We start from the raw sequence: 20,890 nt of genomic DNA, 5'->3' as shown, positions 1-20,890 counted from the left end.
TGAATCCCATGCCTATTATATTGTTGGTCTTATCATTATGTTGGAAAGTATGGGATTAATCCTACCAGCTGAAAGCTTGCTGATTACCATATCCATTTACTGTGCCTCTCATTACAGTAGCCTCAATATTAATTATATAGCCTTATCCGCGATTGTCGGTGCGATTATGGGGGATAATTTTGGATATCTTATTGGTCGTATTGTTGGATATCCAGTATTGAAAAAATATGGTCCTAAATTCAAATTGACTCCAGATCGTCTATTATTAGGACAATATTTGTTTAGGCATCATGGGGGTAAAGCTGTTTTTTTTGGGCGTTTTGTTGCCATTTTAAGGTTTTTTACGGCTTTATTGGCAGGTGCAACACATATGCATTGGAAGGATTTTTTAATCTATAACGCTTTGGGGGGTATGTGTTGGGCAGGTGCCTTTACATATACCGCATATTTCCTGGGGCAGGAATTTCTTAGACTAAAAGGGACTATAGGCCTTGTTATAGGGATTATCTTTGTTGTAGTTGCTGTTCTGGTGTTTATATTTTTACGTAATAACGAACATAGGCTTGTCAAACGCGCAGAACAGGAACTAAAAGTTGATAATAATAAAAAATCATGATTTTTCAAATATCCAGAAAATGGGTGATCTTCCAGCCTTGTAGGCTTTTTGTTCGTAACGGGTTGGTGGCCAGTTTTCAGGACGTTTGTTCGTTTGCATGATTTTCTTGAAATAGGGTTGATTCTCCATGGTTTCTTCAACCCATGCCTGATAGGTTGGATCATCACTTGCAATATGCCATTGTCCTTTTGGGGTTAGAATACGATGAAGCAAAGGCAGACGTTCTGGATGGACAAATCGTCTTTTTGCATGTCTCGTTTTTGGCCAAGGGTCAGGAAAAAGCAGAAAAACCTTTTCAATTGAATTTTCCGGTAATGCACGGATCAAGATACGTGCATCTTCATTCCATATCCGAAGCATATTTGGAACAGTTGCTTCTGTTTCCTTAACATCTTCCTGAACAAGATTGGATAATAGGGAACAAATTCCGTTTTCGAATACCTCACATGCAATATAACCAATATCAGAATGTATTTGGTGCTGGGCAAGACTGTGCTCACCTCCCCCAAACCCAATTTCCAACCATAGTGCCCTGGGCTGACTTTCAAAAGCCTCAAAGGGGTGTTTGATATTTCTGGTTGGGAATTTGATTCGGGGAAGATAGTCTGAAAGAAGCCGTTTTTGTCTGTCGCGTAAAGGATGACCACGACGACGCCCGTACAAACGGTCTTTGGGTAGAGATGAATCTGTTTTGGAAAAAGGCTCTTGAGCACTTTCTCCACAAGAACCTTTTTGAATTATGGTCATATACTTAAGTTTTAACGATTAAAAGCATTTCGCAAAGCATCAACAAGATCAGTTTTTTCCCATGTAAAATCATCTTTTACCGGGTCTGGATGGCGTCCAAAATGACCGTAGGCTGAAGTTTGTTTGTATATGGGACGATTTAATCGTAAATGTTTACGGATGCCTCTTGGAGAAAGATCCATTAATTCACGTAAAACTTTTTCAAGTTTTGCTTCATCAATGTCTTTGCCTGTTCCATGTAAATCAACATAAACAGAGAGAGGATGGGAAACTCCAATCGCATATGAAATTTGCAGGGTACAAAGATCAGCAAGACCGGAAGCTACAATATTTTTGGCAAGATAACGACAGGCATATGCTGCTGAGCGATCAACTTTGGTTGGATCCTTACCCGAGAAAGCTCCACCACCATGAGGGGCAGCCCCACCATAAGTATCGACGATGATTTTACGACCTGTCAGGCCACAATCGCCATCAGGACCTCCAATAACAAAAATTCCTGTAGGATTGACATAAAATTCTTTTTCTGGACACATCCAGCCTTCTGGCAATGTATTCGTAATCAGTTCTTTTAAAACGTCACGAATTTTTTCCTGTGGCATGGATTCCTCATGTTGGGTTGATAAAACAACAGATGTTGCGCCAACAGGTTTACCGTGAACATAACGCAAGGTTACCTGACTTTTTGCGTCCGGAAGAAATCCTTTACCCTTAGGGTCACTTGATTTACGTAGGTCATTGAGATTTTTTAGGATCTTATGAGCATAATAAATTGGGGCAGGCATTAAGGTTTCGGTTTCAGACGTTGCAAAACCGAACATGATTCCCTGATCGCCAGCGCCTTCATCTTTACTTTCATTACTATCAACCCCGACTGCAATATGGGGAGACTGTGCATGTAACAGGTTTAAAATATTTGCGGTTTTCCAAGAAAAACCGTCCTGGTCGTATCCAATTTCACGTATGGTTTCACGGGCTTTTTCATTAAGCATTTCTTTGGTAATGCTTTTCGGGCCACGCAGTTCTCCAGCCAAAATTACCTGATTGGTTGTAACAAGAGTCTCACAAGCTACGCGCGCTTCTGGATCTGCGGCAAGGTAGGTATCCAAAATGGTGTCGCTGATACGATCGGCAACTTTATCTGGATGACCCTCTGATACCGATTCCGAAGCGAACAGAAAATCGCTATTGTTTCGCATAATTTTTCTGCTATCTCACTAATAAATAAAAAAACACAAGTATTGTAAACAGACCCTTTTGTGGTCTATCCGTCAAGTATTAATTTAAAAAAAATTATTATTTGACCGGATCCAGTCCCAAAACATGGTTCATGTCATATAAACCTGCGGGTTTATTGATACACCAAAAAGCTGCTCGAACGGCACCTTTTGCAAAAATGCGACGATCAAAAGCTTTATGTGTAAGAACAATTTCCTCAACATCGGAGAGAAATATGGCACTATGTTCACCAACAATTTGTCCGCCCCTTAAGGAAGCAAATCCGATGGCATCTTTTTTCCGGGCCCCTGTAAACCCTTTTCTGCCAATTTCTGCAACAGATCCTAAATCCACCTTTCTTGCTTTTGCAATGGACTCTCCGATTGCCAAAGCTGTTCCAGATGGAGCATCAATTTTTTGACGATGGTGTGTTTCCACAATTTCAGCATCATACTGATCGGCAGGCAAAGCTTTCGCCAGTTCAAAAGCCAGTCGGGTTATCAAGGTTACACCAGGTGAAAAATTAGCCGCCTGAACAACGGGAATGGTTTTTACGGTTTCTTTGATAAGTTTTTGGACGGATTCAGATATGCCTGTTGTTCCTAAAATCCATGCTGTTTTACTATTGTTTAATGCTTTTGCATGTGTTTCCGTTGCTGTAGCATTTGTAAAATCGATAATTACATCACTTTTTTCGACCAGACTTGCAATGTCAGAGAAGATTTGAACAGAATCTGGTATATCATGAATGTCTTTTGAAAGTGATGTACCTCCAGATAAAACAGCATTATCTCTAGAGGTAATTTCTTCCATCAAAAGATGTCCAACACGTCCGGTTATGCCAGCAATACCAATACGTAAAACAGATGTATTCATTCTAAACACTTTCATTTATCAAAGAATAGATTAATCAGGATTTTCCTTCAAAGAAATCTTTGACTTTCTTAAAAAAACTTGTTGTTTCCGGATTTCCCTCATTTTCTTTATTTTGTGCTTCTGCCTCGAATTCTTCAAGCAGCTCTTTCTGGCGTTTTGTCAAATGTTGAGGAATCTCGACTTTGACTTCAATATACATATCACCACGTGATGAAGAGCGTAGAACAGAAAACCCCTTACCTCGTAAACGGAATTGTTTACCTGTTTGGGTACCGGCAGGAATTTTCACTTTTGATCTGCCACCATCTATGATAGGTACTTCAAGCTCTGTTCCCAAAGCAGCCTGCGTGATTCGAATGGGGATACGACAGAATATATTTGCCCCTTCTCTGTGAAATAGATCATGGGGTAAAACAGAAACATATACGTATAAATCCCCAGGTGGATTTCCATTGCTGCCGGCCTCCCCTTCCCCCGAAATCCTTATACGGGTTCCATCTTCAATTCCAGAAGGTATATCGATTTCCAACTCTTTATCTTGATTTTCAAGCCCGGTACCATGACATTTTTTACATGGGTTACTGATGACCTGGCCTGTTCCATGACAGGTATTACAAGGGCGTTCTACCAGAAAAAATCCCTGTTGAGCACGGATTTTTCCAGAACCATGACAGGTCGGACAGGTTTTATTTCCATTGGTTTTGTCTGTTGATCCTGATCCATCACAGCTTTGGCAAGGTTTTTTTGTTTTATATTTTACCTTTTTCTTAATGCCTGTAAAAGCTTCAGTTAACTGGATTTCGGTTTGAATTTGGATATCAGCACCAGAACGTTTGCGACTGTTACCGCCACGGTTCATACCCATCATATCGCCGAACATGTCAAAGATATCGCTGAAGCCACCAGCTCCAAAACCACCACCGAAACCATTACCGGCCCCGCCATTTTGGAAAGCATCGTGACCAAAACGGTCATAAGCGGCTTTTTTCTGTTCATCTTTTAGAACATCATAGGCCTCATTGATTTCTTTAAATTTGGCTTCCGCCTCCTGATCGCCAGGATTACGATCAGGATGGTATTGCATTGCTTTCTTGCGATAGGCTTTTTTAATTTCTTCGCTACTTGACGTGCGACTAATCTCTAGAATTTCATAATAATCTCGTTTAGACATTGATGTCCTCAAATTATCTTCAAATAGGTATCGTAACAAAAAGCAGCCCGCCTTTGTTGAAAGGACGGGCTTGACTTCTTACGACATATCAAATTAGTTAATATATCTTATTTAATAGGCATTGACCCATTAGCTAGATTTTTTGTCATTATGATTGACATCTTCAAAATCAGCATCAACAATGTCTTCTTCTGGCTTTGCAGAGGAACCCGCTTGATCTGCAGTTTCTGCTCCAGCAGCCCCTGCGGCTGCATTTGCATCATTGGTTGCTTTGTAAATGGTTTCACCGATTTTCATTAAAAGCTGGGAAAGTTTTTCAGTTGATGATTTTAGGGCTTCCAAATCATCACCTTCTTTTTTGCTTTTAACATCGGCTACGGCAGCTTCAATATCTGATTTTGTTGAAGCATCAATCTTGTCACCATGCTCTTGCAGGTTTTTCTCTACCTGGGCGACCATCATATCTGCCTGATTCCTGCTTTCAACCATTTCTTTCTTCTGCTTGTCTGCCTCAGCATTCGCTTCAGCATCTTTAACCATTTTTTCGATATCGGCATCTGACAGGCCACCAGAAGCCTGAATACGAATTTGCTGCTCTTTACCGGTTGCTTTATCCTTGGCGGATACAGAAACGATACCGTTTGCATCAATATCGAATGTTACTTCAATTTGTGGAACTCCACGTGGTGCAGGTGCGATTCCTGTCAGGTCAAAGTTGCCAAGCAACTTGTTGTCTGCCGCCATTTCACGTTCACCTTGGTAAACCTTGATGGTAACAGCACTTTGGTTGTCTTCTGCTGTAGAAAAGGTTTGGCTTTTCTTTGTAGGAATGGTTGTGTTTCTATCGATTAAACGTGTGAAAACACCTCCGAGTGTTTCAATTCCAAGGGATAAAGGAGTAACGTCAAGCAACAGTACGTCTTTAACATCCCCCTTAAGAACAGCACCTTGAATGGCAGCACCAATTGCAACGACTTCATCAGGGTTAACGTTACGGGCGGGTTCCTTGCCAAAGAAGCTTTTGACGACCTCGATGACTTTTGGCATACGGGTCATTCCACCTACCAAAATAACTTCATCAATATTATTTGCTGATAATCCGGCATCCTTGATCGCTGCCTTACAAGGTTCTAGGGTTTTGGTGATTAGATCATCAACCAAGCTTTCCAGTTTTGCACGGCTTAGTTTAATGACCAAGTGTTTTGGACCGGAAGCATCAGCGGTTATAAATGGAAGGTTAATTTCCGTTTCTTTTGAAGAGGAAAGTTCGATTTTTGCTTTTTCAGCCGCCTCTTTCAAACGTTGTAAGGCGAGTTTATCACTGCGAAGGTCAATTCCTTGTTCTTTTTTGAATTCATCAGCCAAGAAATCAATGATTCGAGCATCAAAATCCTCACCGCCAAGAAAAGTATCACCGTTGGTTGATTTAACTTCAATTACACCATCAGATATTTCTAGAACAGAAATATCAAAAGTACCACCACCCAGGTCATATACAGCAATGGTGCCGCTATTTTTCTTTTCCAAACCGTAGGCCAGCGCGGCGGCTGTTGGTTCGTTGATAATACGAAGAACATCAAGTCCAGCAATTTTACCAGCATCCTTGGTTGCCTGACGTTGCGCGTCATTAAAATAAGCTGGAACAGTAATGACAGCCTGTGTTACTTTTTCGCCCAGATATGCTTCTGCTGTTTCTTTCATTTTACCTAAAATGAATGCAGAGATTTGTGAAGGGGCGTATTTTTTATCTCTGGCTTCAACCCATGCATCGCCATTTTCACCTTTGACAATAGAATAGGGAACCAACCCCTTGTCACGGCTTACAGTCGGATCGTCAAACCGACGACCAATTAACCGTTTTACGGCGTAAAATGTATTTGTTGGATTGGTGACAGCCTGTCTTTTTGCTGACTGACCAACAAGCATTTCATTGTTTTCAGTGAAAGCAACCATCGAAGGGGTAGTACGGGCCCCCTCACTATTTTCTATTACTTTGGTTTCATTACCTTCACGGATAGCAACACAGGAGTTTGTTGTACCAAGGTCAATACCAATAACTTTACTCATTAATTCATCTCCTAATAGCAACTTTCACAAGACCCGAAGCGTCTTCTAAAAGTCCTTTTCTAAAAATCATGGTCATTAAACATTAACCCCCAATAATGGCGAGGTTACAGTTATGACTTGTTACCATTATATAAGTTTCTTTAGTGAAATCTTCAAGAAACCTTTTGAACAGCTCCATTATACACATTTAATTAATGGAAGTCAGCTAATTAATTTAGTTATTTAATATCTGCATTATGTGTTTTCAGGAGATTTGGCCACGACAACCATGGCTGGTTTTAACAGACGGTCATTTAGGGTCCATGTTGGTGTCCAGCTTTGAATAATGGTTCCCTGAGGGTGTTCATCAGATGGTTGTTCTGCCATTGCTTGATGTTTATTTGCATCAAATGGACTGCCTGTCGGATCTTCGCATTTGATACCATTTTTTTCCAGAATTTTTAAAAATGAACGTTCAGTACTTTCAAAACCTTCACGCATTTTTGTAATCATTGGATCTTCATTCTCAGCTGGTTTTGGCAAGCTATCAATGCCGCGACGCAGGTTTTCGGCTGCCTCTACGATGTCACGAGCAAATTTCTGTACAGTATAGAGGCGTGTATCTTCAAGCTCTTTTTTATGGCGATTGCGCAGATTTTGATTTTCAGCTTCTGAACGCATCCACTGATCTTTCATGGCTTGCAGTTCATTTTTCAACTTGTCAACTTCACTATTCTGGCTGGAAGAGGAATCTGAAGGTTCCGTGCCGTTTTCCTCTTGTGGGAAAATAGTTTCATGACCCCGTGAATCTTGTTCCTGATCAGGAACAGAGCTATTTTCTGGATTGGCGTGTAAATTTTCTTCTTTTGTCATAATAACCAAATTTGTTTTATTCTGTTAAAAAGATTGTAAAAGATATTAGGTAAGATCGGTATCCTTACAAAATTTAAGACAGATCTATTTTAATAAACTTTTTGAAAGTTACAAGAAATACGAATGAAATAGAGCAAATAAGATATAGAAATTAACCTTTAGAATTGATTTTATAATTTATTTTCTATTTAACTTTATTCTAGCATATTTATATAAGATTTTGATTTATTTTTAATGGATTGATGGAGTGTAACAGGTGGAAGCAGGGAAACATGTCATAGCATTGGTTGATGATGACCGTAATATTTTAACCTCTGTTTTTATGATGCTGGAAGCTGACGGTTTTATTGTTCAGACCTATACGGATGGTGAAAGTGCGCTGCAAGGTCTTTTATCACGTCCTGTTGATCTGGTGGTTTTGGATATTAAGATGCCTCGGATGGATGGAATAGAATTGTTGCAGAGACTGCGTAACCGTTCCCAAATGCCCGTGATAATATTATCTTCCAAGGATGAGGAAATTGACCAGTTAATGGGGTTGCGCCTTGGAGCAGATGATTATATCACTAAACCTTTTTCCCAGCGTCTTCTTCTGGAGCGTATCCGTGCTTTGTTAAGGCGTCATGAAGTCAATAAGGCTGAAAATGATGGTGGGATCAATAACGGTTTGGTTGTTCGTGGTGCTTTAACCTTGGATGATATGCGCCATCAATGTCGTTGGCATGACCAGGATATTCAATTGACAGTAACTGAATTTTTATTGACCAAAGCATTGGCAACACGGCCTGGCCTAGTAAAATCAAGGGATCAGTTGATTGATGCTGCCTATGGTGAAAATATTTATGTTGATGATAGAACAATAGATAGTCATATTAAACGTATCCGCAAGAAATTTCGTCAGATTGATCCTGAATTTAATAAAATAGAAACGTTGTATGGCATTGGATATCGTTACAAAGAAGATTAGAAAAGTCTATAAACTCTTTGGTTTTTTTTATCGTCACCATCCTTTGGAGAATAGAAGATTCAGGAAGCTTTTTTTCTCTCCTCTGATGAAGAGGATATTATTGGTTAATACGCTTCCTCTTGTGGTTTTGGTTGTTACACTTCTTTATTTGAATCAATTTCAGAATAGCCTGTTGGAAACAGAAATCAATGTTTTACGGGAGCAGGCAAAAATTTATGCTGGAGCACTCAGCCAAAGCGCAATTAAGAAGATTAAGGATGATGTTTTTTTTCGATCCTTGGATTTTTATGCTTTGGTACCAGAACAGCGGAATAATCAATCTTTATCTGTTGAATTGGCCAGACCTCTTTTGTTAAGCCTAACAAACCCCAGTCCACGTGTACGTGCACGTGTTTATGCCGTTAATGGAAAACTGGTTATTGACAGTCAAAATGAAAGAAAAAAAACATATAGATCTCATAAAGATAATCGACTTGATAATTCGGTTTTTTCAAATACTGAACAAGATACACAGAAAAAAATAGCCGTATTTGGTGAGAGTAATAAAAATAAATATTTAAATTATGACGGATTTTTAGAACAGATTTATGATCATCTTTTAAGTTGGCTTCCCTATACGAATGCAAGAAGAATTGAGTTTCTTGAAATGGGTGCCGATCCAGATAGTGTACCTTATGATAATCAGACATTTAAGCTGCATGAATTATCAAATAATTATGAAGCTCCCCCTTATATTCGTAGGACGGTTGATTATCGTTTATTGATTACCGTATCTGAACCTATCATCCATCAGAACCAGCTTGTAGGTATTATTGAACTGACAAGAGAGGCACAGGATATCGATCAGGCGCTATTTTCTGTGCGTGCATCAATTTTGATTCTATTTTTAGTTGCCTTGGCAATAACGGTCCTATTATCTTGGTATTTGTCTTTGACTATTGCAAAACCTTTACTGAGTTTGGCTAATTCCGCTTACAGGATTCATAAATCTACGGGACGAAACAGAATGGTTCCTGATTCCCTTTTGATCCGAAAAGATGTTATCGGTGATCTGGCAAGGGCAATTCAGGATAGTGCAAGAGAGTTATGGGCCAAGATGGATGCAATTGAGCGTTTTGCGGCTGATGTCAGTCATGAGCTGAAAAATCCTTTGTCTTCCATTCGTTCTGCAATTGAATTGTTGCCAAGAATAAAAGACGATAAACATCGTCAACAGTTATTATTTATCATCACCGATGATGTTAAACGTTTGGATCGTTTAATAACGGATATTGCCAATTCAAGTCGTATTGAATCTGAAATGTCAAGGGTGGCTCCAAAAGCTGTTGCTGTAGCGCCTATTTTTCGTTTGCTTGCTGATATCAATGCAGCCACACAGAAAGAAGATGATCCTTATATTGTCGTGGATCTGAAAAATGACGATACTAAATATCCGCTTTCTGTTTTGGCAATTGAAGATAGACTGGTACAGGTTTTAAGGAATTTGATTGGAAACGCATCTTCTTTTTCTCCATCAAAGGGAAGAATTATTTTGTCGGCTGTTGCAGTCAAAGATAACGTGGAAATCATGGTCAGTGATGAGGGGCCGGGGATTCCTGAAAACAAATTAAACAATATCTTTGAACGGTTCTATACAGAGCGACCTCAAGGAGAAAATTTTGGGCAACATTCAGGTCTTGGACTATCAATTTGTCGGCAAATTGTGGTTGCCTTGAAAGGGTCAATTCGTGCCTATAACCGGTATGATGATGCAGGAAAAGTTATTGGCGCCTCTTTTGTGGTTTCTTTACCAAGGGCAAAATAACTGATTGGATTTTGTTGTAAATTTAAAAATCTAATCAAACAAAAACCGATTCGTTCAAAGAATTTTCGAATATTTAATTTCAATTAAAGATATATTACAAATATATATTTGTAATATAATATGTAAAAAAAATACTTATTAAAATAATGATTATCCTAATTTGTTAAGCTTTATCAGGAACTAATTAATTTTTTTTGCGAAAGATTACATATTTATTTGTTGTTATTTGGTCACATTATGTATTGTTTAAGTATATATTGTTAGAAACTGGTTGCCTGATCAATGGTTATGATCCTAATAAAAAAGAACATTTAACTATTTAATTTGATCATTTCATCTTTACTTTGATCAGTAAGGTTTCATCACAATGAAAAAATCATTAAGTCGTATTCTTACCTGTGCATTTTTGTTTACGCCAGTCGCAGGCTATGCACAACAACATTATGCTTCTCCTAATCTGACTCCTGCTGCCAATCCAGCATTGGCTCCAGCTTCAAGCACAACTGCCCCAGCAACGGCAATTCCTATGAGAAGAGAAGAAATCTGGGCTTCTGGCTGGAGTGGAAAAATCCAGTATCGTGAAGTTCCAATGTATGCTCCACCTAAAAAACCAAAACCTCATTGTGGTTTATTTAAAACATGTCCTGGTGTAACCAGAATTGGTTTGGGTAAAGGTGATTTTATCATCAGATTAAGTGCATTGGGTGTTATCACGAATAATACAAGTTCTAAAACATCCGTTGGAGGGCATGTCAATGCAACAAACCAGGTTATGCCTGAATTAAGTTTTGATTATTTTGTCACGGATAATTTGTCATTTGAATTAATTGCGGCAAGTACACGTCATGAAATCAAGGCACAGGGTGTCCCGGGTCTTGGTAAGGTGGATGTGGGCAGTGGATGGATTTTACCTCCTACCTTGACAGCACAATGGCATTTCCGTCCTCATAAGGCCTTTAATCCTTATGTAGGTGTTGGCTTGACAGTCGCTTTCTGGCATAATATCTCTCCTGCAGGGGGTATTGTCAAAAAAGTGGGGTTGGAAACAGCAGTTGGTCCATCTTTCAATTTCGGGTTTGATTATCAGATTGTTGGAAACTGGTTCTATAATGCTGATGTAAAACAGATTCTTTTACAACAACGTGCCCATATTAATGACAGTCCCAACAGAATTGATGCTCGTACTTCTTTGAATCCAACCGTTGTAAGTATGGGTATTGGATATCGCTTTTAATTCATTGCGGAGATTGGCATGAAACCCGAAGTTTCCTTTGACCGTCTTGCGCGGTATGAAGGGAACGTGCCGCGTTATACAAGTTACCCAACAGCTGTACAGTTTGAAGAGTGTGTCGGGTTTAACGAGTATAAACATTGGTTGCAGGCTTTTCCTGAAGAAGAGCCTGTTTCTTTGTATATCCATGTTCCTTTTTGTGATGAGTTGTGCAAATTTTGTGCCTGTAACACACAGGTCGTTCATCAGGTTAATGTGCGGGTTGCTTATGGTAGTCTTCTATGTGATGAATTGAAACGACTGGCAACCCTTTTAAAATCGCGTCGTAAAGTAAGTTTTGCTCATTTTGGTGGGGGTACTCCTACAACATTACCGATTGAAGCGATGAAAAAAGTAATGTCAACAATACGATCCTTATTTTATGTTCAGCAAGATGCCGATATATCGATAGAATTAGATCCAAGACATATCTCCGAGGATTATCTTGCATTATTACCCTCTGTTGGGTTTACACGGGTTAGCCTTGGAGTTCAGGATATTGCTCCTGAAGTGCAAAAGGCTTGCGGTCGAATCCAGAGTTTTGAAATGATTTCTGATTGTATTGATCGTGTCAGGCAGAAAAATATAAAATCGGTTAATTGTGATTTGATTTATGGTCTGCCCAATCAAACAGCTGCCAGTGTTCGAGAAACGATAGAAGCTATTGTGACGTTAAGGCCTGATCGTTTGGCTGTTTTTGGTTATGCACATGTCCCATGGAAATTTAAACGCCAAACTTTGTTGGAGGGGGAAATCTTACCCAATCCGGCTGAACGTTTTGAGCAGAGACAGATTATTGATGAAGTTTTAAAAAAAGCGGGTTATCGAGTTATCGGATTTGATCATTATGCTTTGCCTCATGATTCCATGAGTAAGGCAATGGAAAAAGGTGCACTTCATCGCAACTTCCAGGGATATACCGTAGACCAAGCCAAAGCACTGTTAGGGGTTGGTGCTTCATCAATTTCAATTTTACCGCAAGGTATTTTTCAAAATCAGCCATCTTCCTATGGCTATCAAAAGGCAATGCAGCAGTCCGATATCTTGCCCGTTGTAAGGGGGGTACAGCGTAGTACAGCAGATTTGTTCCGTTGGGAAATAATTGAGCGGTTAATGTGTGACTTACATGTTGATTTAAAGAAAATGATTGGTCAATATAAACAAGATACGTCTTTATTAGGTGAGTTTCTTACAAAGCTACGCAGTTTTGAAGAGGATGGTCTGGTTATTATTCGTAATAATGAAATTACAGTGACAGAAGAAGGTCGTCCCTTTTTACGAAATATTGCCGTGGTTTTTGATGCTTATTACCGTGCAGCTCCCCATCGCCATGCGCAGGCGATTTAGGTGAAAGAAAAATTATGCAACTTGTAGAAGAGATAAAGCAAACTAAACAAGATATCAAAAACGTAATTGATCATGCTGATTATCATTCGCTGCCATATTCCTATTGGACAATGACGAATGTCTTGCCTTCGTTTATTTGTGACTCTCTGTTGAATTGGATGCCTGATTCAAGATCTATTGCCGGTGATGTGAAGGGCAAAAGGGAAAATCATAATAAAGATCGTGTATTTGTAACCCAGCAAAAACAGAGGGAGGACCCCGCCTGTGCGGTTTTGGCGCAAGTTTTTGATTCAGAGGAAATTCGTTCTGCTTTCTCTCATTTAACAGGTGGTGACCTTTCCAATACTTGGTTAAGATTGGAATTATGCCTTGATACTGATGGGTTCTGGTTGGAACCACATACAGATATTGGGGCAAAGAAATTAACCTTTTTGCTTTCTTTGTCCACTGCAGAAGGGGCCGAGGGATGGGGGACCGATATCATGAATGAGGAAGGTCAGTCTTTGGGAAGAAGCTCAGGCGTTTTCAATTCAGCATTTTTATTTATTCCCGCTAAAAATACCTGGCATGGTTTTGAACAGCGACCTATCAAGGGAGTGCGTCGTACCCTTATTTTAAATTATGTAGATTCAAGTTGGCGTGCAAAACATGAATTGGCATTTCCCTCATAATTGAATAAAGTCTTTTTAATTAAGATTAAAGATATATATAATTTGCAACTTGATAAATATCAGCAGAAGAGAGATTAAGGAATTATGGGTGAGGTTGTGCGAGAGCAAATGGAATTCGATATTTTAATCGTTGGTGGAGGACCTGCTGGTCTTTCAGCGGCAATACGATTAAAGCAATTACTTCCATCTCTTGAGATCTGTTTGATTGAAAAAGCTTCTGAAATTGGTGCCCATATTGTTTCAGGAGTGGTGATCGAACCGACAGCGCTTAATGAGTTGATCCCAGATTGGCAGCAAAAAAATGCCCCTTTAGACACGTCGGTTCAGCATGAGGCATTTTTTTATTTGCCGAATGAAGACAAGTCTATAAATATCCCCATTATTAAATCTATTATGCCTCAAATGAACAATGAGGGAAATTATGTGGGAAGTTTGGGTGATTTTTGTCGGTGGCTGGCCGCAGAAGCTGAAGCAATGGACATTCAAATTTTTCCAGGATTTGCTGGTAGTGATCTCATCATTGAAAATAATCGAGTTATGGGTGTAGTGACTGGTGATATGGGACTTGAAAAAGATGGCAGCCAGGGAGGCAATTATGTTCCAGGTATGGAGCTAAGGGCAAAATATACGTTATTTGCAGAAGGCTGTCGTGGTTCCTTATCCAAAAAGCTCATGGGCTATTTCAATTTACGTCAAGGTGTTGACCCACAAACATACGGAATTGGAATTAAGGAATTATGGGAAATTCCACAGGAAAAATTTTCGGCTGGATATATACAGCATAGCTTTGGTTGGCCCTTGGACAATCGCACTTATGGTGGTTCATGGCTTTATCATTTTGGCAGTAATCTGGTTTCATGTGGTTTTGTTTTGGGATTGGATTACGAAAATACCTGGCTTTCTCCATTTGATGAAATGCAGCGTGTAAAAAAACATCCCATTATCCGCAAATATTTAGAGGGAGGCAGAAGAATAGGATACTCTGCCCGTGCATTATCTGAAGGTGGATACCAATCCATTCCAAAACTGACCTTTCCTGGTGGTCTATTAATCGGAGATGCAGCAGGCTTTTTGAATGTTCCAAAAATTAAGGGAACGCATACTGCAATGAAATCAGGAATGATTGCCGCTGAGTCGATTGTTGAGGCATTAAATACACAACAAGCAGAACCTATGATTTATCAATTTCGTATCCGTAAATCCTGGGTTTATGATGAATTGTATCAAGTGAGGAATATTCGTCCCGCATTTGCAAAATTTGGTGCAAAGTTTGCAACATTGTATACGGGATTTGATTCCTTGGTTCGGGGGAAAGTGCCTTGGACCTTTCGCCATCGTTTGGCTGATAACGATAAATTAAAAGCGGCTTCTTTATGTGTTAAACCTGATTATCCAAAGCCCGATGACAAATTGACATTCAGTCGTGAATCTTCCGTATTTTTGGCGAATATTGATCATCGTGATGATCAGCCTGTTCATCTGAAATTAAAAAATCCTTCAATTTGGAAAACGGTTAATTGGGATATTTTCAAGGCTCCTGAAACAAGATATTGTCCGGCTGGTGTTTACGAGGTTGTTGATGTTGATCATGAGAATCAAGAACCCAAATTACAGATTAATGCGCAAAATTGTATTCATTGTAAGACTTGTGATATCAAGGATCCAACACAGAATATCGATTGGGAAACACCTGAAGGTGGCAGTGGTCCCAATTATTCAGGGGGAATGTAGAAATCATTTAATTATGTGTAATTATAGAGAAAGGTCATTATGAAAGTAATTGTTCCGGTTAAAAGGGTTGTTGATTCCAATATAAAACCGCTGATAAAATCAGATGGATCTGATGTTGAGATTAATGGTGTAAAAATGTCCATGAATCCTTTTGATGAAACAGCTGTTGAGGAGGCTGTTCGTTTAAAGGAGAAAAAAATTGTCTCGGAAATTGTGGTTGTTTCCATAGGAGAAGCGAAATGCCAAGATACATTGCGAACAGCTATGGCAATGGGGGCGGATCGGGGAATTCTGGTGACAACGGATAAGGCTGTGGAGTCTCTGACCGTTGCAAAAATTTTGCAACACTTTGTGGACAGGGAAAAACCCGACCTTGTGTTAATGGGTAAACAGGCCTCAGATGATGATATGAATGCGACAGGGCAGATATTAGCTGCCAAACTTGGATGGGGACAGGGTACTTTTGTCAGTAAACTGGAGTTATCTAATGGACACGCAAAAATTGCCAGGGAAGTCGATGATGGACAGGAAATTCTCGAGCTAACATTGCCAGCAGTCATTACAACCGATTTACGATTGAATGAACCTCGTTATGCATCATTACCTAATATTATGAAAGCACGTAAAAAGCCTTTGGAAACGGTCGCTTTATGTGAATTGGGAATTGAGGCAAAAAAACATTTGGAAGTTATTTCCGTAAAAGAATCCTCTTCATCTCGTGAAAGCGTCATTGTTGATTCCGTTGATGCATTACTTGATAAACTTAAAAATGAAGCAAAGGTAATTTAAGAATGACCGTTTTAGTTTTGGCAAGTTATGAAAAAGGTGATCAAATTCGTTCTATTACCCGATCAGCGATTACAGCCGCATCCAAACTAGGGGAAGTTCATGTTCTATTAGCTGGGAAAAACCTAGAAGCAATAACGAAAAAGGCTGTGGCGCTGGCTGGTGTTTCAAAGGTGCTGGTTGCTGATCATGAGGTGTATGCCCATATGTTGGCAGAGCCAACCGCAGATCTGATTGCATCTCTGGCCGATTCTTATGATACGGTTATTGTTCCTGCAAATGCTGAAGGAAAAGATATTTTGCCTCGTGTTGCTGGGTTGTTGGATATGCAGCCTGTATCTGATGTTATCGAAATTATTGATGCCTCCACCTTTGTGAGACCTATTTATGCTGGGAGCATTTTGGCAACGGTTAAGTCTCATGATTCCAAAAAGCTTTTATCTGTTCGTGGAACGGCTTTTGCTCCTGTTGCTGAAGATGGGGGGAGTGCCGAGATTGAGATTCTGGGTAATTTTCCCGGTTCAGAAAAATCATTATCCAAATTCTGTGAACTGCAAATTTCCCAATCGGACAGACCAGAATTGGAATCTGCCCGTGTTGTTATTTCAGGCGGACGGGGTATGCAAAGCGGTGAAAACTTTGTGTTAATTGAAAAGGTGGCGGATCAATTAAATGCCGCCATTGGGGCATCTCGTGCTGCAGTTGATGCCGGATTTATCAATAATGATTGTCAGGTTGGCCAAACAGGGAAAATTGTTGCTCCGGAATTATATATCGCAGTAGCCATTTCTGGTGCCATTCAGCATCTTGCGGGTATGAAAGACAGTAAGATCGTGGTTGCAATTAACAAAGATCCCGATGCTCCAATTTTCAAGGCTTCAGATTATGGTATTGTTGGTGACTTATTTGAAATTCTCCCTCAATTAGAGGAAAAACTTAAAGCATTAAGATAAAAGATTTTCAATTGAGGCATGATTTTTTAACAATGTTTCAATTGAATGAATAAGGTTAAGTGGAAATAATAATATTAATAAGGTTAGGATTAGGGCGATGAAATGGGAATTACAGCAACCAAGAGATAAGTATTATGTTCCAGTTATAACCATTAAATGGTTGTTGATTCTTCATCTGGCCCTAATTGTATTGCTTAGTATTATGATTATTGGTGCCTGGGAATTATAGGAATTGGTGAGCAGTTTAATTTTAAGTTGGGGAATGGCATTCTAAATAATGAAAAATGGTGACATAATCAAGGGCAATTTTTTTTTCAGTATTTTATTAAGTATTTTTGCTTTGTTATTTTATGCTTGTCATGATGATGTAAAAGCCAAAGTTGTTCATATTGTTGCTGCTGAAAATATGTACGGGGACATAGCCCAACAAATAGGGGGTGATAACGTCAAGGTTGACGTGATTTTAAATAATCCTGATCAAGATCCGCATCTATTTGAATTGACCCCGCATATCAGCAGAATGACAAGTCAAGCTGATTTAATCATCATGAATGGTTTAGGGTATGATGACTGGATCAATCGGCTAATTTCCCGTGTTGAAATAAAAAACGGAAAGGTTATCTCCATTCAGGATTTGTTAAATCGTTCTGATGGTAGTAATCCACATTTATGGTATGATCTTCAGTCAGTCAAGAAATTGGCTGGGTATTTGGAGCAAAAATTATCTGTTCAGGATCCTGAACACAAGAATTCTTTTTTGCATAATCGTGATTATTTTTTGCATGAAATCGACAGTATAGATCAGCGTATTCATAAAATTCGTGTTCAGCATCCTGATTTAAGCGTGGCTGCTACGGAACCTGTTTTTGGGTTGATGGCCAAACATATGGGCTTTAGGGTATTGGAAGAATCCTATCAATGGGTAATTATGAACGGTGGAGAACCGACTCCCCAGCAAACAGCCCAATTTATCCAGGATTTTAAAACCCATAAAATAAAAATCTTGTTTTATAATAATCAGGTCAGTAACGGCGCGACAGAGCATTTGAAAAAAATGGCGTCAATATATAAAATTCCTGTAATTGGTGTTGAAGAGATTATGCCTGTTTCTCTTTCTTATCAAACATGGATTAACCAGACATTAGATAAAATTGAGGCGGTAATACAGAGCATCCCCTGATGACAATCCTCGCTTGCAATAAGCTGCGTATCCAGTTTGGTAACCGGCTTGTTTTATCAGATTTAACCTTTAGCATTGATGAACCCCAGTTTATAGGGGTTTTCGGTCCTAATGGGGCGGGCAAAACAAGTTTTATGAAAACAATTTTAGGTATTTTACCTGTTCAGCAAGGAACCTTAAAAATTTTTGGAAAACATCCAAGACAGGTAAGGAAGGAAATAGCCTATATCCCTCAGTATCAAAATATGGATAGCTTTCATTTGACGGGAAGATCATTTATTGCAAGTTCTGTCCATGGGAATCGTTTGGGTTTACCGTTTCTAGCAAGAAAAGACCATCAGGAAATAGATCGGGTTCTGGATGATGTGGAGGCAAGGGATCTGGCTGATCTATCCTTGATGGAAATGTCGGGAGGCCAAAAACAGAGAATTTTATTGGCACAAGCCCTTTTGGGGGAGCCAAGATTTATTATACTGGACGAACCTTTTAATAACTTGGATCCCAAATGGGTAAAAGTTATTTTAGCCCTGATAAAAAATATACAGCAGGAAAGAAAAATTTCTGTCTTATTGTCAACGCATGATTTAAATCCGTTAATTCATGTTATGAATCAGGTATTATGTATTGGTAATCAATCAGCAATTCTGGGTAAGGTTCAGGATGTCATTACAGCAAAGACTTTAACGAAGCTTTATGGTTTCCCAATACAGGTGATAAAGGCAAATAATACGTGTTTTGTAACAACATCCTTTAATTAAGAAATTCGAAAGTATATTCTTGGATGCTTACCCTTGAATTTATGTATCATGCTTTTGCCGCTGCAGGGATTGTGGCTTTATTGACAGGGTTTATTGGTTATTTTCTTTTATTGAGAAGAGAGGCCTTTGCAGGACATGCATTATCGCATATAGGGTTCGCTGGGGCGACAGGGGCGGGACTGTTGGGAATATCCCCTTTTGCCGGACTGCTTGTTTTCAGTTTATTTGCTGGTGGATTGATCGGTTTTATAGGTCCACAGTTGAGGGATCGTGATATCGCTATTGGCCTGGTTCTGTCAGCATCAATGGGTTTAGGTCTGTTATTTCTTCATTTTTATACCCATTACGCGACACAAGTTACGAGCTTGTTATTCGGCAATATTTTTGCGGTTGATACAGTCATTTTATATGATCTTGTCGGTCTCGCATTATTTTGCCTGGCTGTTATGCTATTTTTTATGCGACCTTTGTTATTTGCCACCTTGCAACCAGATTTGGCCGAGACAAGAGGGATCTCTTTACGATGGGTTTCGATAGTCTTTCTAATGCTGGTTGCCTGCATAACTGTTGCTTGTGTTCAAGTGACCGGTATTCTTTTGACCTTTTCTTTGATGATTGGACCTGCTGCTGTTGCCAGGCAATGGGGTAAGACAATATGGCGGGCACTTATGGTTTCGGTTTTCCTGGCTGTATTTGAGGCCTGGAGTGGTATAGTGGCTTCTTGGTATACAGACTTGCCAGTATCTTTTTGGATCAGCTTTTTTAGTTTTGTCATTTATTCAATAAGTTTGCTTTTTTTCAAAAGAAAAATATCATTTCGAAAGTATTTATAAATATCATATTGTATAAAGAGTAAGGATTGCTTAACATAACCCTTTATGGGGTATTTGAAAATTTTTATTTAAAAAGTTGATTTCTTCAGAATGCATGATTTCACGTCAAGTAAGAAATTGGTAATTTTTGTAACGGGATTATCAGGAGCTGGTAAAGCGTCCATTCTTCGGGTTTTTGAGGATCTAGGATATGAACTGGTTGATAATGCGCCTTTACAGCTTATTGCGGATGTTGTTGGGCGTGTTCAGGGGCCCATTGCAATAGGCATTGATTCCAGAACCAATGGGTTTGAGGTGAATGCATTTCTAGAGGTTTTAAATAGTTTAAAGCAGAATTCATCCCTTAAGGTTGAACTAATTTATGCCACGGCAGAGTTGGACGTTTTGTTGCGACGTTATACAGCAACCCGTCGTCGTCATCCAATGGCTGCCAATGGTACGGTTAAGGACGGGATTAATGCTGAAATAGCCTTGATGAATCCATTACGAAATGTTGCTGATCTGGTTATTGATACATCGGATCTTCCCCCTACGGAATTAAGGTTGCTTGTGGAAACAAGGTATAACTTTAATCATCTGGATACTAAAAACCGCTTTACCCTAACCTTGATGTCTTTTGCCTTTCCTGTTGGAATTCCGAGAGAGGCGGACATGGTATTCGATGCACGGTTTTTGCATAATCCTTATTATATATCAGAATTATCAGCACTGACGGGGCTGGATATGTCGATCCAGGATTATGTTAAAAGTGATCCTGATTATGAGAAATTTGTTGATCAGATTTATCAGATGCTAAGTTTGATTTTTCCCCGTTTTGCGATAGAAGGAAAAAAATACGTCACAATTGCGGTAGGATGTTCTGGTGGACGTCATCGTTCAGTTACCGTTATAGAGGACCTTGCACGTCGTATTGTTAATTCTAAAGATAAAGAAATGCGTTTCCCTGCATTGGTTATCCATCGTGAACTGGCGCGGCAGGGAATTCAGGCATGGCGATGGGTTGCCCATCCTCAATAAAAATTATAATAAGTGTAAATTGTTAG

Annotated in this window: 20 protein-coding genes; 14 read left to right on the top strand and 6 right to left on the bottom strand. The window is 39.4% G+C overall.

Annotated features, from left to right (window positions below; translation table 11 throughout):
• The first annotated feature begins 37 nt into the window (after positions 1 to 37).
• Positions 38 to 616 carry a DedA family protein gene (locus tag H3T46_RS05870; protein ID WP_155564739.1) on the top strand — a complete coding sequence of 193 codons (579 nt, stop codon included), beginning with the start codon at positions 38 to 40 and terminating at the stop codon, positions 614 to 616.
• On the opposite strand, the gene H3T46_RS05865 is transcribed toward H3T46_RS05870, so the two are convergent.
• The 6 genes from H3T46_RS05865 to H3T46_RS05840 form a co-directional block, all read right to left on the bottom strand.
• Complete coding sequence (locus H3T46_RS05865; protein WP_198197842.1) at positions 611 to 1,363, bottom strand: tRNA (guanosine(46)-N(7))-methyltransferase TrmB; 753 nt, start codon at positions 1,361 to 1,363, stop codon at positions 611 to 613. The two genes, H3T46_RS05870 and H3T46_RS05865, sit on opposite strands and share 6 nt — an antisense overlap.
• 11 nt (positions 1,364 to 1,374) lie before the next feature.
• On the bottom strand, positions 1,375 to 2,562 hold the full coding sequence (gene metK / locus H3T46_RS05860; RefSeq protein ID WP_198197840.1) for a methionine adenosyltransferase: 1,188 nt from the start codon (positions 2,560 to 2,562) through the stop codon (positions 1,375 to 1,377).
• Positions 2,563 to 2,659: 97 nt separating this feature from the next.
• Positions 2,660 to 3,457, bottom strand: coding sequence for a 4-hydroxy-tetrahydrodipicolinate reductase (gene dapB, locus H3T46_RS05855; RefSeq protein ID WP_198197838.1), 798 nt, complete (start codon positions 3,455 to 3,457; stop codon positions 2,660 to 2,662).
• Between the two features lie 34 nt (positions 3,458 to 3,491).
• Positions 3,492 to 4,628 (bottom strand): molecular chaperone DnaJ, encoded by a 1,137-nt coding sequence (dnaJ, locus tag H3T46_RS05850; RefSeq protein WP_122124197.1) that lies wholly within the window; start codon positions 4,626 to 4,628, stop codon positions 3,492 to 3,494.
• A gap of 129 nt (positions 4,629 to 4,757) precedes the next feature.
• Positions 4,758 to 6,695: a molecular chaperone DnaK gene (gene dnaK, locus H3T46_RS05845; RefSeq protein ID WP_122124196.1), complete on the bottom strand. Its 1,938-nt coding sequence runs from the start codon at positions 6,693 to 6,695 to the stop codon at positions 4,758 to 4,760.
• 234 nt (positions 6,696 to 6,929) lie between these two features.
• Complete coding sequence (locus tag H3T46_RS05840; protein WP_155579845.1) at positions 6,930 to 7,547, bottom strand: nucleotide exchange factor GrpE; 618 nt, start codon at positions 7,545 to 7,547, stop codon at positions 6,930 to 6,932.
• Between the two features lie 256 nt (positions 7,548 to 7,803).
• Here H3T46_RS05840 and H3T46_RS05835 point away from each other — a divergent pair, with 256 nt between their 5' ends.
• The 13 genes from H3T46_RS05835 (at position 7,804) to rapZ (ending at position 20,864) form a co-directional block, all read left to right on the top strand.
• Complete coding sequence (locus H3T46_RS05835; RefSeq protein ID WP_198193594.1) at positions 7,804 to 8,514, top strand: response regulator transcription factor; 711 nt, start codon at positions 7,804 to 7,806, stop codon at positions 8,512 to 8,514.
• An 85-nt stretch (positions 8,515 to 8,599) separates the two neighbouring features.
• Positions 8,600 to 10,318, top strand: coding sequence for an ATP-binding protein (locus H3T46_RS05830; RefSeq protein WP_408869274.1), 1,719 nt, complete (start codon positions 8,600 to 8,602; stop codon positions 10,316 to 10,318).
• A gap of 367 nt (positions 10,319 to 10,685) precedes the next feature.
• Positions 10,686 to 11,552 (top strand): OmpW family protein, encoded by an 867-nt coding sequence (locus tag H3T46_RS05825; RefSeq protein ID WP_110439197.1) that lies wholly within the window; start codon positions 10,686 to 10,688, stop codon positions 11,550 to 11,552.
• A gap of 18 nt (positions 11,553 to 11,570) precedes the next feature.
• Complete coding sequence (gene hemN, locus H3T46_RS05820; protein WP_198197836.1) at positions 11,571 to 12,935, top strand: oxygen-independent coproporphyrinogen III oxidase; 1,365 nt, start codon at positions 11,571 to 11,573, stop codon at positions 12,933 to 12,935.
• 14 nt (positions 12,936 to 12,949) lie between these two features.
• Positions 12,950 to 13,606 carry a 2OG-Fe(II) oxygenase gene (locus H3T46_RS05815; RefSeq protein ID WP_155569737.1) on the top strand — a complete coding sequence of 219 codons (657 nt, stop codon included), beginning with the start codon at positions 12,950 to 12,952 and terminating at the stop codon, positions 13,604 to 13,606.
• Positions 13,607 to 13,690: 84 nt separating this feature from the next.
• Positions 13,691 to 15,337 (top strand): electron transfer flavoprotein-ubiquinone oxidoreductase, encoded by a 1,647-nt coding sequence (locus H3T46_RS05810; protein WP_155568638.1) that lies wholly within the window; start codon positions 13,691 to 13,693, stop codon positions 15,335 to 15,337.
• 39 nt (positions 15,338 to 15,376) lie between these two features.
• Entirely contained in the window at positions 15,377 to 16,126 is a 750-nt protein-coding gene (locus H3T46_RS05805; protein WP_155568637.1) for an electron transfer flavoprotein subunit beta/FixA family protein, read from the top strand.
• A gap of 2 nt (positions 16,127 to 16,128) precedes the next feature.
• Positions 16,129 to 17,076: an electron transfer flavoprotein subunit alpha/FixB family protein gene (locus H3T46_RS05800; RefSeq protein WP_198197834.1), complete on the top strand. Its 948-nt coding sequence runs from the start codon at positions 16,129 to 16,131 to the stop codon at positions 17,074 to 17,076.
• 97 nt (positions 17,077 to 17,173) lie between these two features.
• Positions 17,174 to 17,305, top strand: a complete 132-nt coding sequence (locus H3T46_RS08980) for a hypothetical protein (protein WP_255412377.1) — start codon at positions 17,174 to 17,176, stop codon at positions 17,303 to 17,305.
• Between the two features lie 48 nt (positions 17,306 to 17,353).
• Positions 17,354 to 18,256, top strand: coding sequence for a metal ABC transporter solute-binding protein, Zn/Mn family (locus H3T46_RS05795; protein WP_198197832.1), 903 nt, complete (start codon positions 17,354 to 17,356; stop codon positions 18,254 to 18,256).
• A complete protein-coding gene (locus tag H3T46_RS05790; RefSeq protein WP_110439190.1) occupies positions 18,256 to 19,014 on the top strand; it encodes a metal ABC transporter ATP-binding protein in 759 nt (252 codons plus the stop codon). The genes H3T46_RS05795 and H3T46_RS05790 overlap by 1 nt, the downstream gene beginning before the upstream one ends.
• Before the next feature lie 23 nt (positions 19,015 to 19,037).
• A complete protein-coding gene (locus H3T46_RS05785; protein ID WP_232342162.1) occupies positions 19,038 to 19,847 on the top strand; it encodes a metal ABC transporter permease in 810 nt (269 codons plus the stop codon).
• Between the two features lie 90 nt (positions 19,848 to 19,937).
• The gene (rapZ, locus tag H3T46_RS05780; protein WP_198197830.1) at positions 19,938 to 20,864 is read left to right on the top strand and encodes an RNase adapter RapZ; all 927 of its coding nucleotides are present in this window, start codon (positions 19,938 to 19,940) and stop codon (positions 20,862 to 20,864) included.
• Positions 20,865 to 20,890: the final 26 nt, after the last annotated feature.

The organism is Commensalibacter sp. M0133, from assembly GCF_016101485.1.
GTDB classification, from domain to species: Bacteria; Pseudomonadota; Alphaproteobacteria; order Acetobacterales; family Acetobacteraceae; genus Commensalibacter; species Commensalibacter melissae.
The sequence above is the reverse complement of the archived record's forward strand: the minus strand, read 5'-3'. Positions and strand labels throughout refer to the sequence as shown.

Excerpts from the sequence above, each read along its gene's own strand:
- H3T46_RS05870 (WP_155564739.1), top strand. The coding sequence starts at position 38 with ATGTTGGAAAGTATGGGATTAATCCTACCAGCTGAAAGCTTGCTGATT.
- H3T46_RS05865 (WP_198197842.1), bottom strand. The coding sequence starts at position 1,363 with ATGACCATAATTCAAAAAGGTTCTTGTGGAGAAAGTGCTCAAGAGCCT.
- metK (WP_198197840.1), bottom strand. The coding sequence starts at position 2,562 with ATGCGAAACAATAGCGATTTTCTGTTCGCTTCGGAATCGGTATCAGAG.
- dapB (WP_198197838.1), bottom strand. The coding sequence starts at position 3,457 with ATGAATACATCTGTTTTACGTATTGGTATTGCTGGCATAACCGGACGT.
- dnaJ (WP_122124197.1), bottom strand. The coding sequence starts at position 4,628 with ATGTCTAAACGAGATTATTATGAAATTCTAGAGATTAGTCGCACGTCA.
- dnaK (WP_122124196.1), bottom strand. The coding sequence starts at position 6,695 with ATGAGTAAAGTTATTGGTATTGACCTTGGTACAACAAACTCCTGTGTT.
- H3T46_RS05840 (WP_155579845.1), bottom strand. The coding sequence starts at position 7,547 with ATGACAAAAGAAGAAAATTTACACGCCAATCCAGAAAATAGCTCTGTT.
- H3T46_RS05830 (WP_408869274.1), top strand. The coding sequence starts at position 8,600 with ATGAAGAGGATATTATTGGTTAATACGCTTCCTCTTGTGGTTTTGGTT.
- H3T46_RS05825 (WP_110439197.1), top strand. The coding sequence starts at position 10,686 with ATGAAAAAATCATTAAGTCGTATTCTTACCTGTGCATTTTTGTTTACG.
- hemN (WP_198197836.1), top strand. The coding sequence starts at position 11,571 with ATGAAACCCGAAGTTTCCTTTGACCGTCTTGCGCGGTATGAAGGGAAC.
- H3T46_RS05815 (WP_155569737.1), top strand. The coding sequence starts at position 12,950 with ATGCAACTTGTAGAAGAGATAAAGCAAACTAAACAAGATATCAAAAAC.
- H3T46_RS05810 (WP_155568638.1), top strand. The coding sequence starts at position 13,691 with ATGGGTGAGGTTGTGCGAGAGCAAATGGAATTCGATATTTTAATCGTT.
- H3T46_RS05805 (WP_155568637.1), top strand. The coding sequence starts at position 15,377 with ATGAAAGTAATTGTTCCGGTTAAAAGGGTTGTTGATTCCAATATAAAA.
- H3T46_RS05800 (WP_198197834.1), top strand. The coding sequence starts at position 16,129 with ATGACCGTTTTAGTTTTGGCAAGTTATGAAAAAGGTGATCAAATTCGT.
- H3T46_RS08980 (WP_255412377.1), top strand. The coding sequence starts at position 17,174 with ATGAAATGGGAATTACAGCAACCAAGAGATAAGTATTATGTTCCAGTT.
- H3T46_RS05795 (WP_198197832.1), top strand. The coding sequence starts at position 17,354 with ATGAAAAATGGTGACATAATCAAGGGCAATTTTTTTTTCAGTATTTTA.
- H3T46_RS05790 (WP_110439190.1), top strand. The coding sequence starts at position 18,256 with ATGACAATCCTCGCTTGCAATAAGCTGCGTATCCAGTTTGGTAACCGG.
- H3T46_RS05785 (WP_232342162.1), top strand. The coding sequence starts at position 19,038 with ATGCTTACCCTTGAATTTATGTATCATGCTTTTGCCGCTGCAGGGATT.
- rapZ (WP_198197830.1), top strand. The coding sequence starts at position 19,938 with ATGCATGATTTCACGTCAAGTAAGAAATTGGTAATTTTTGTAACGGGA.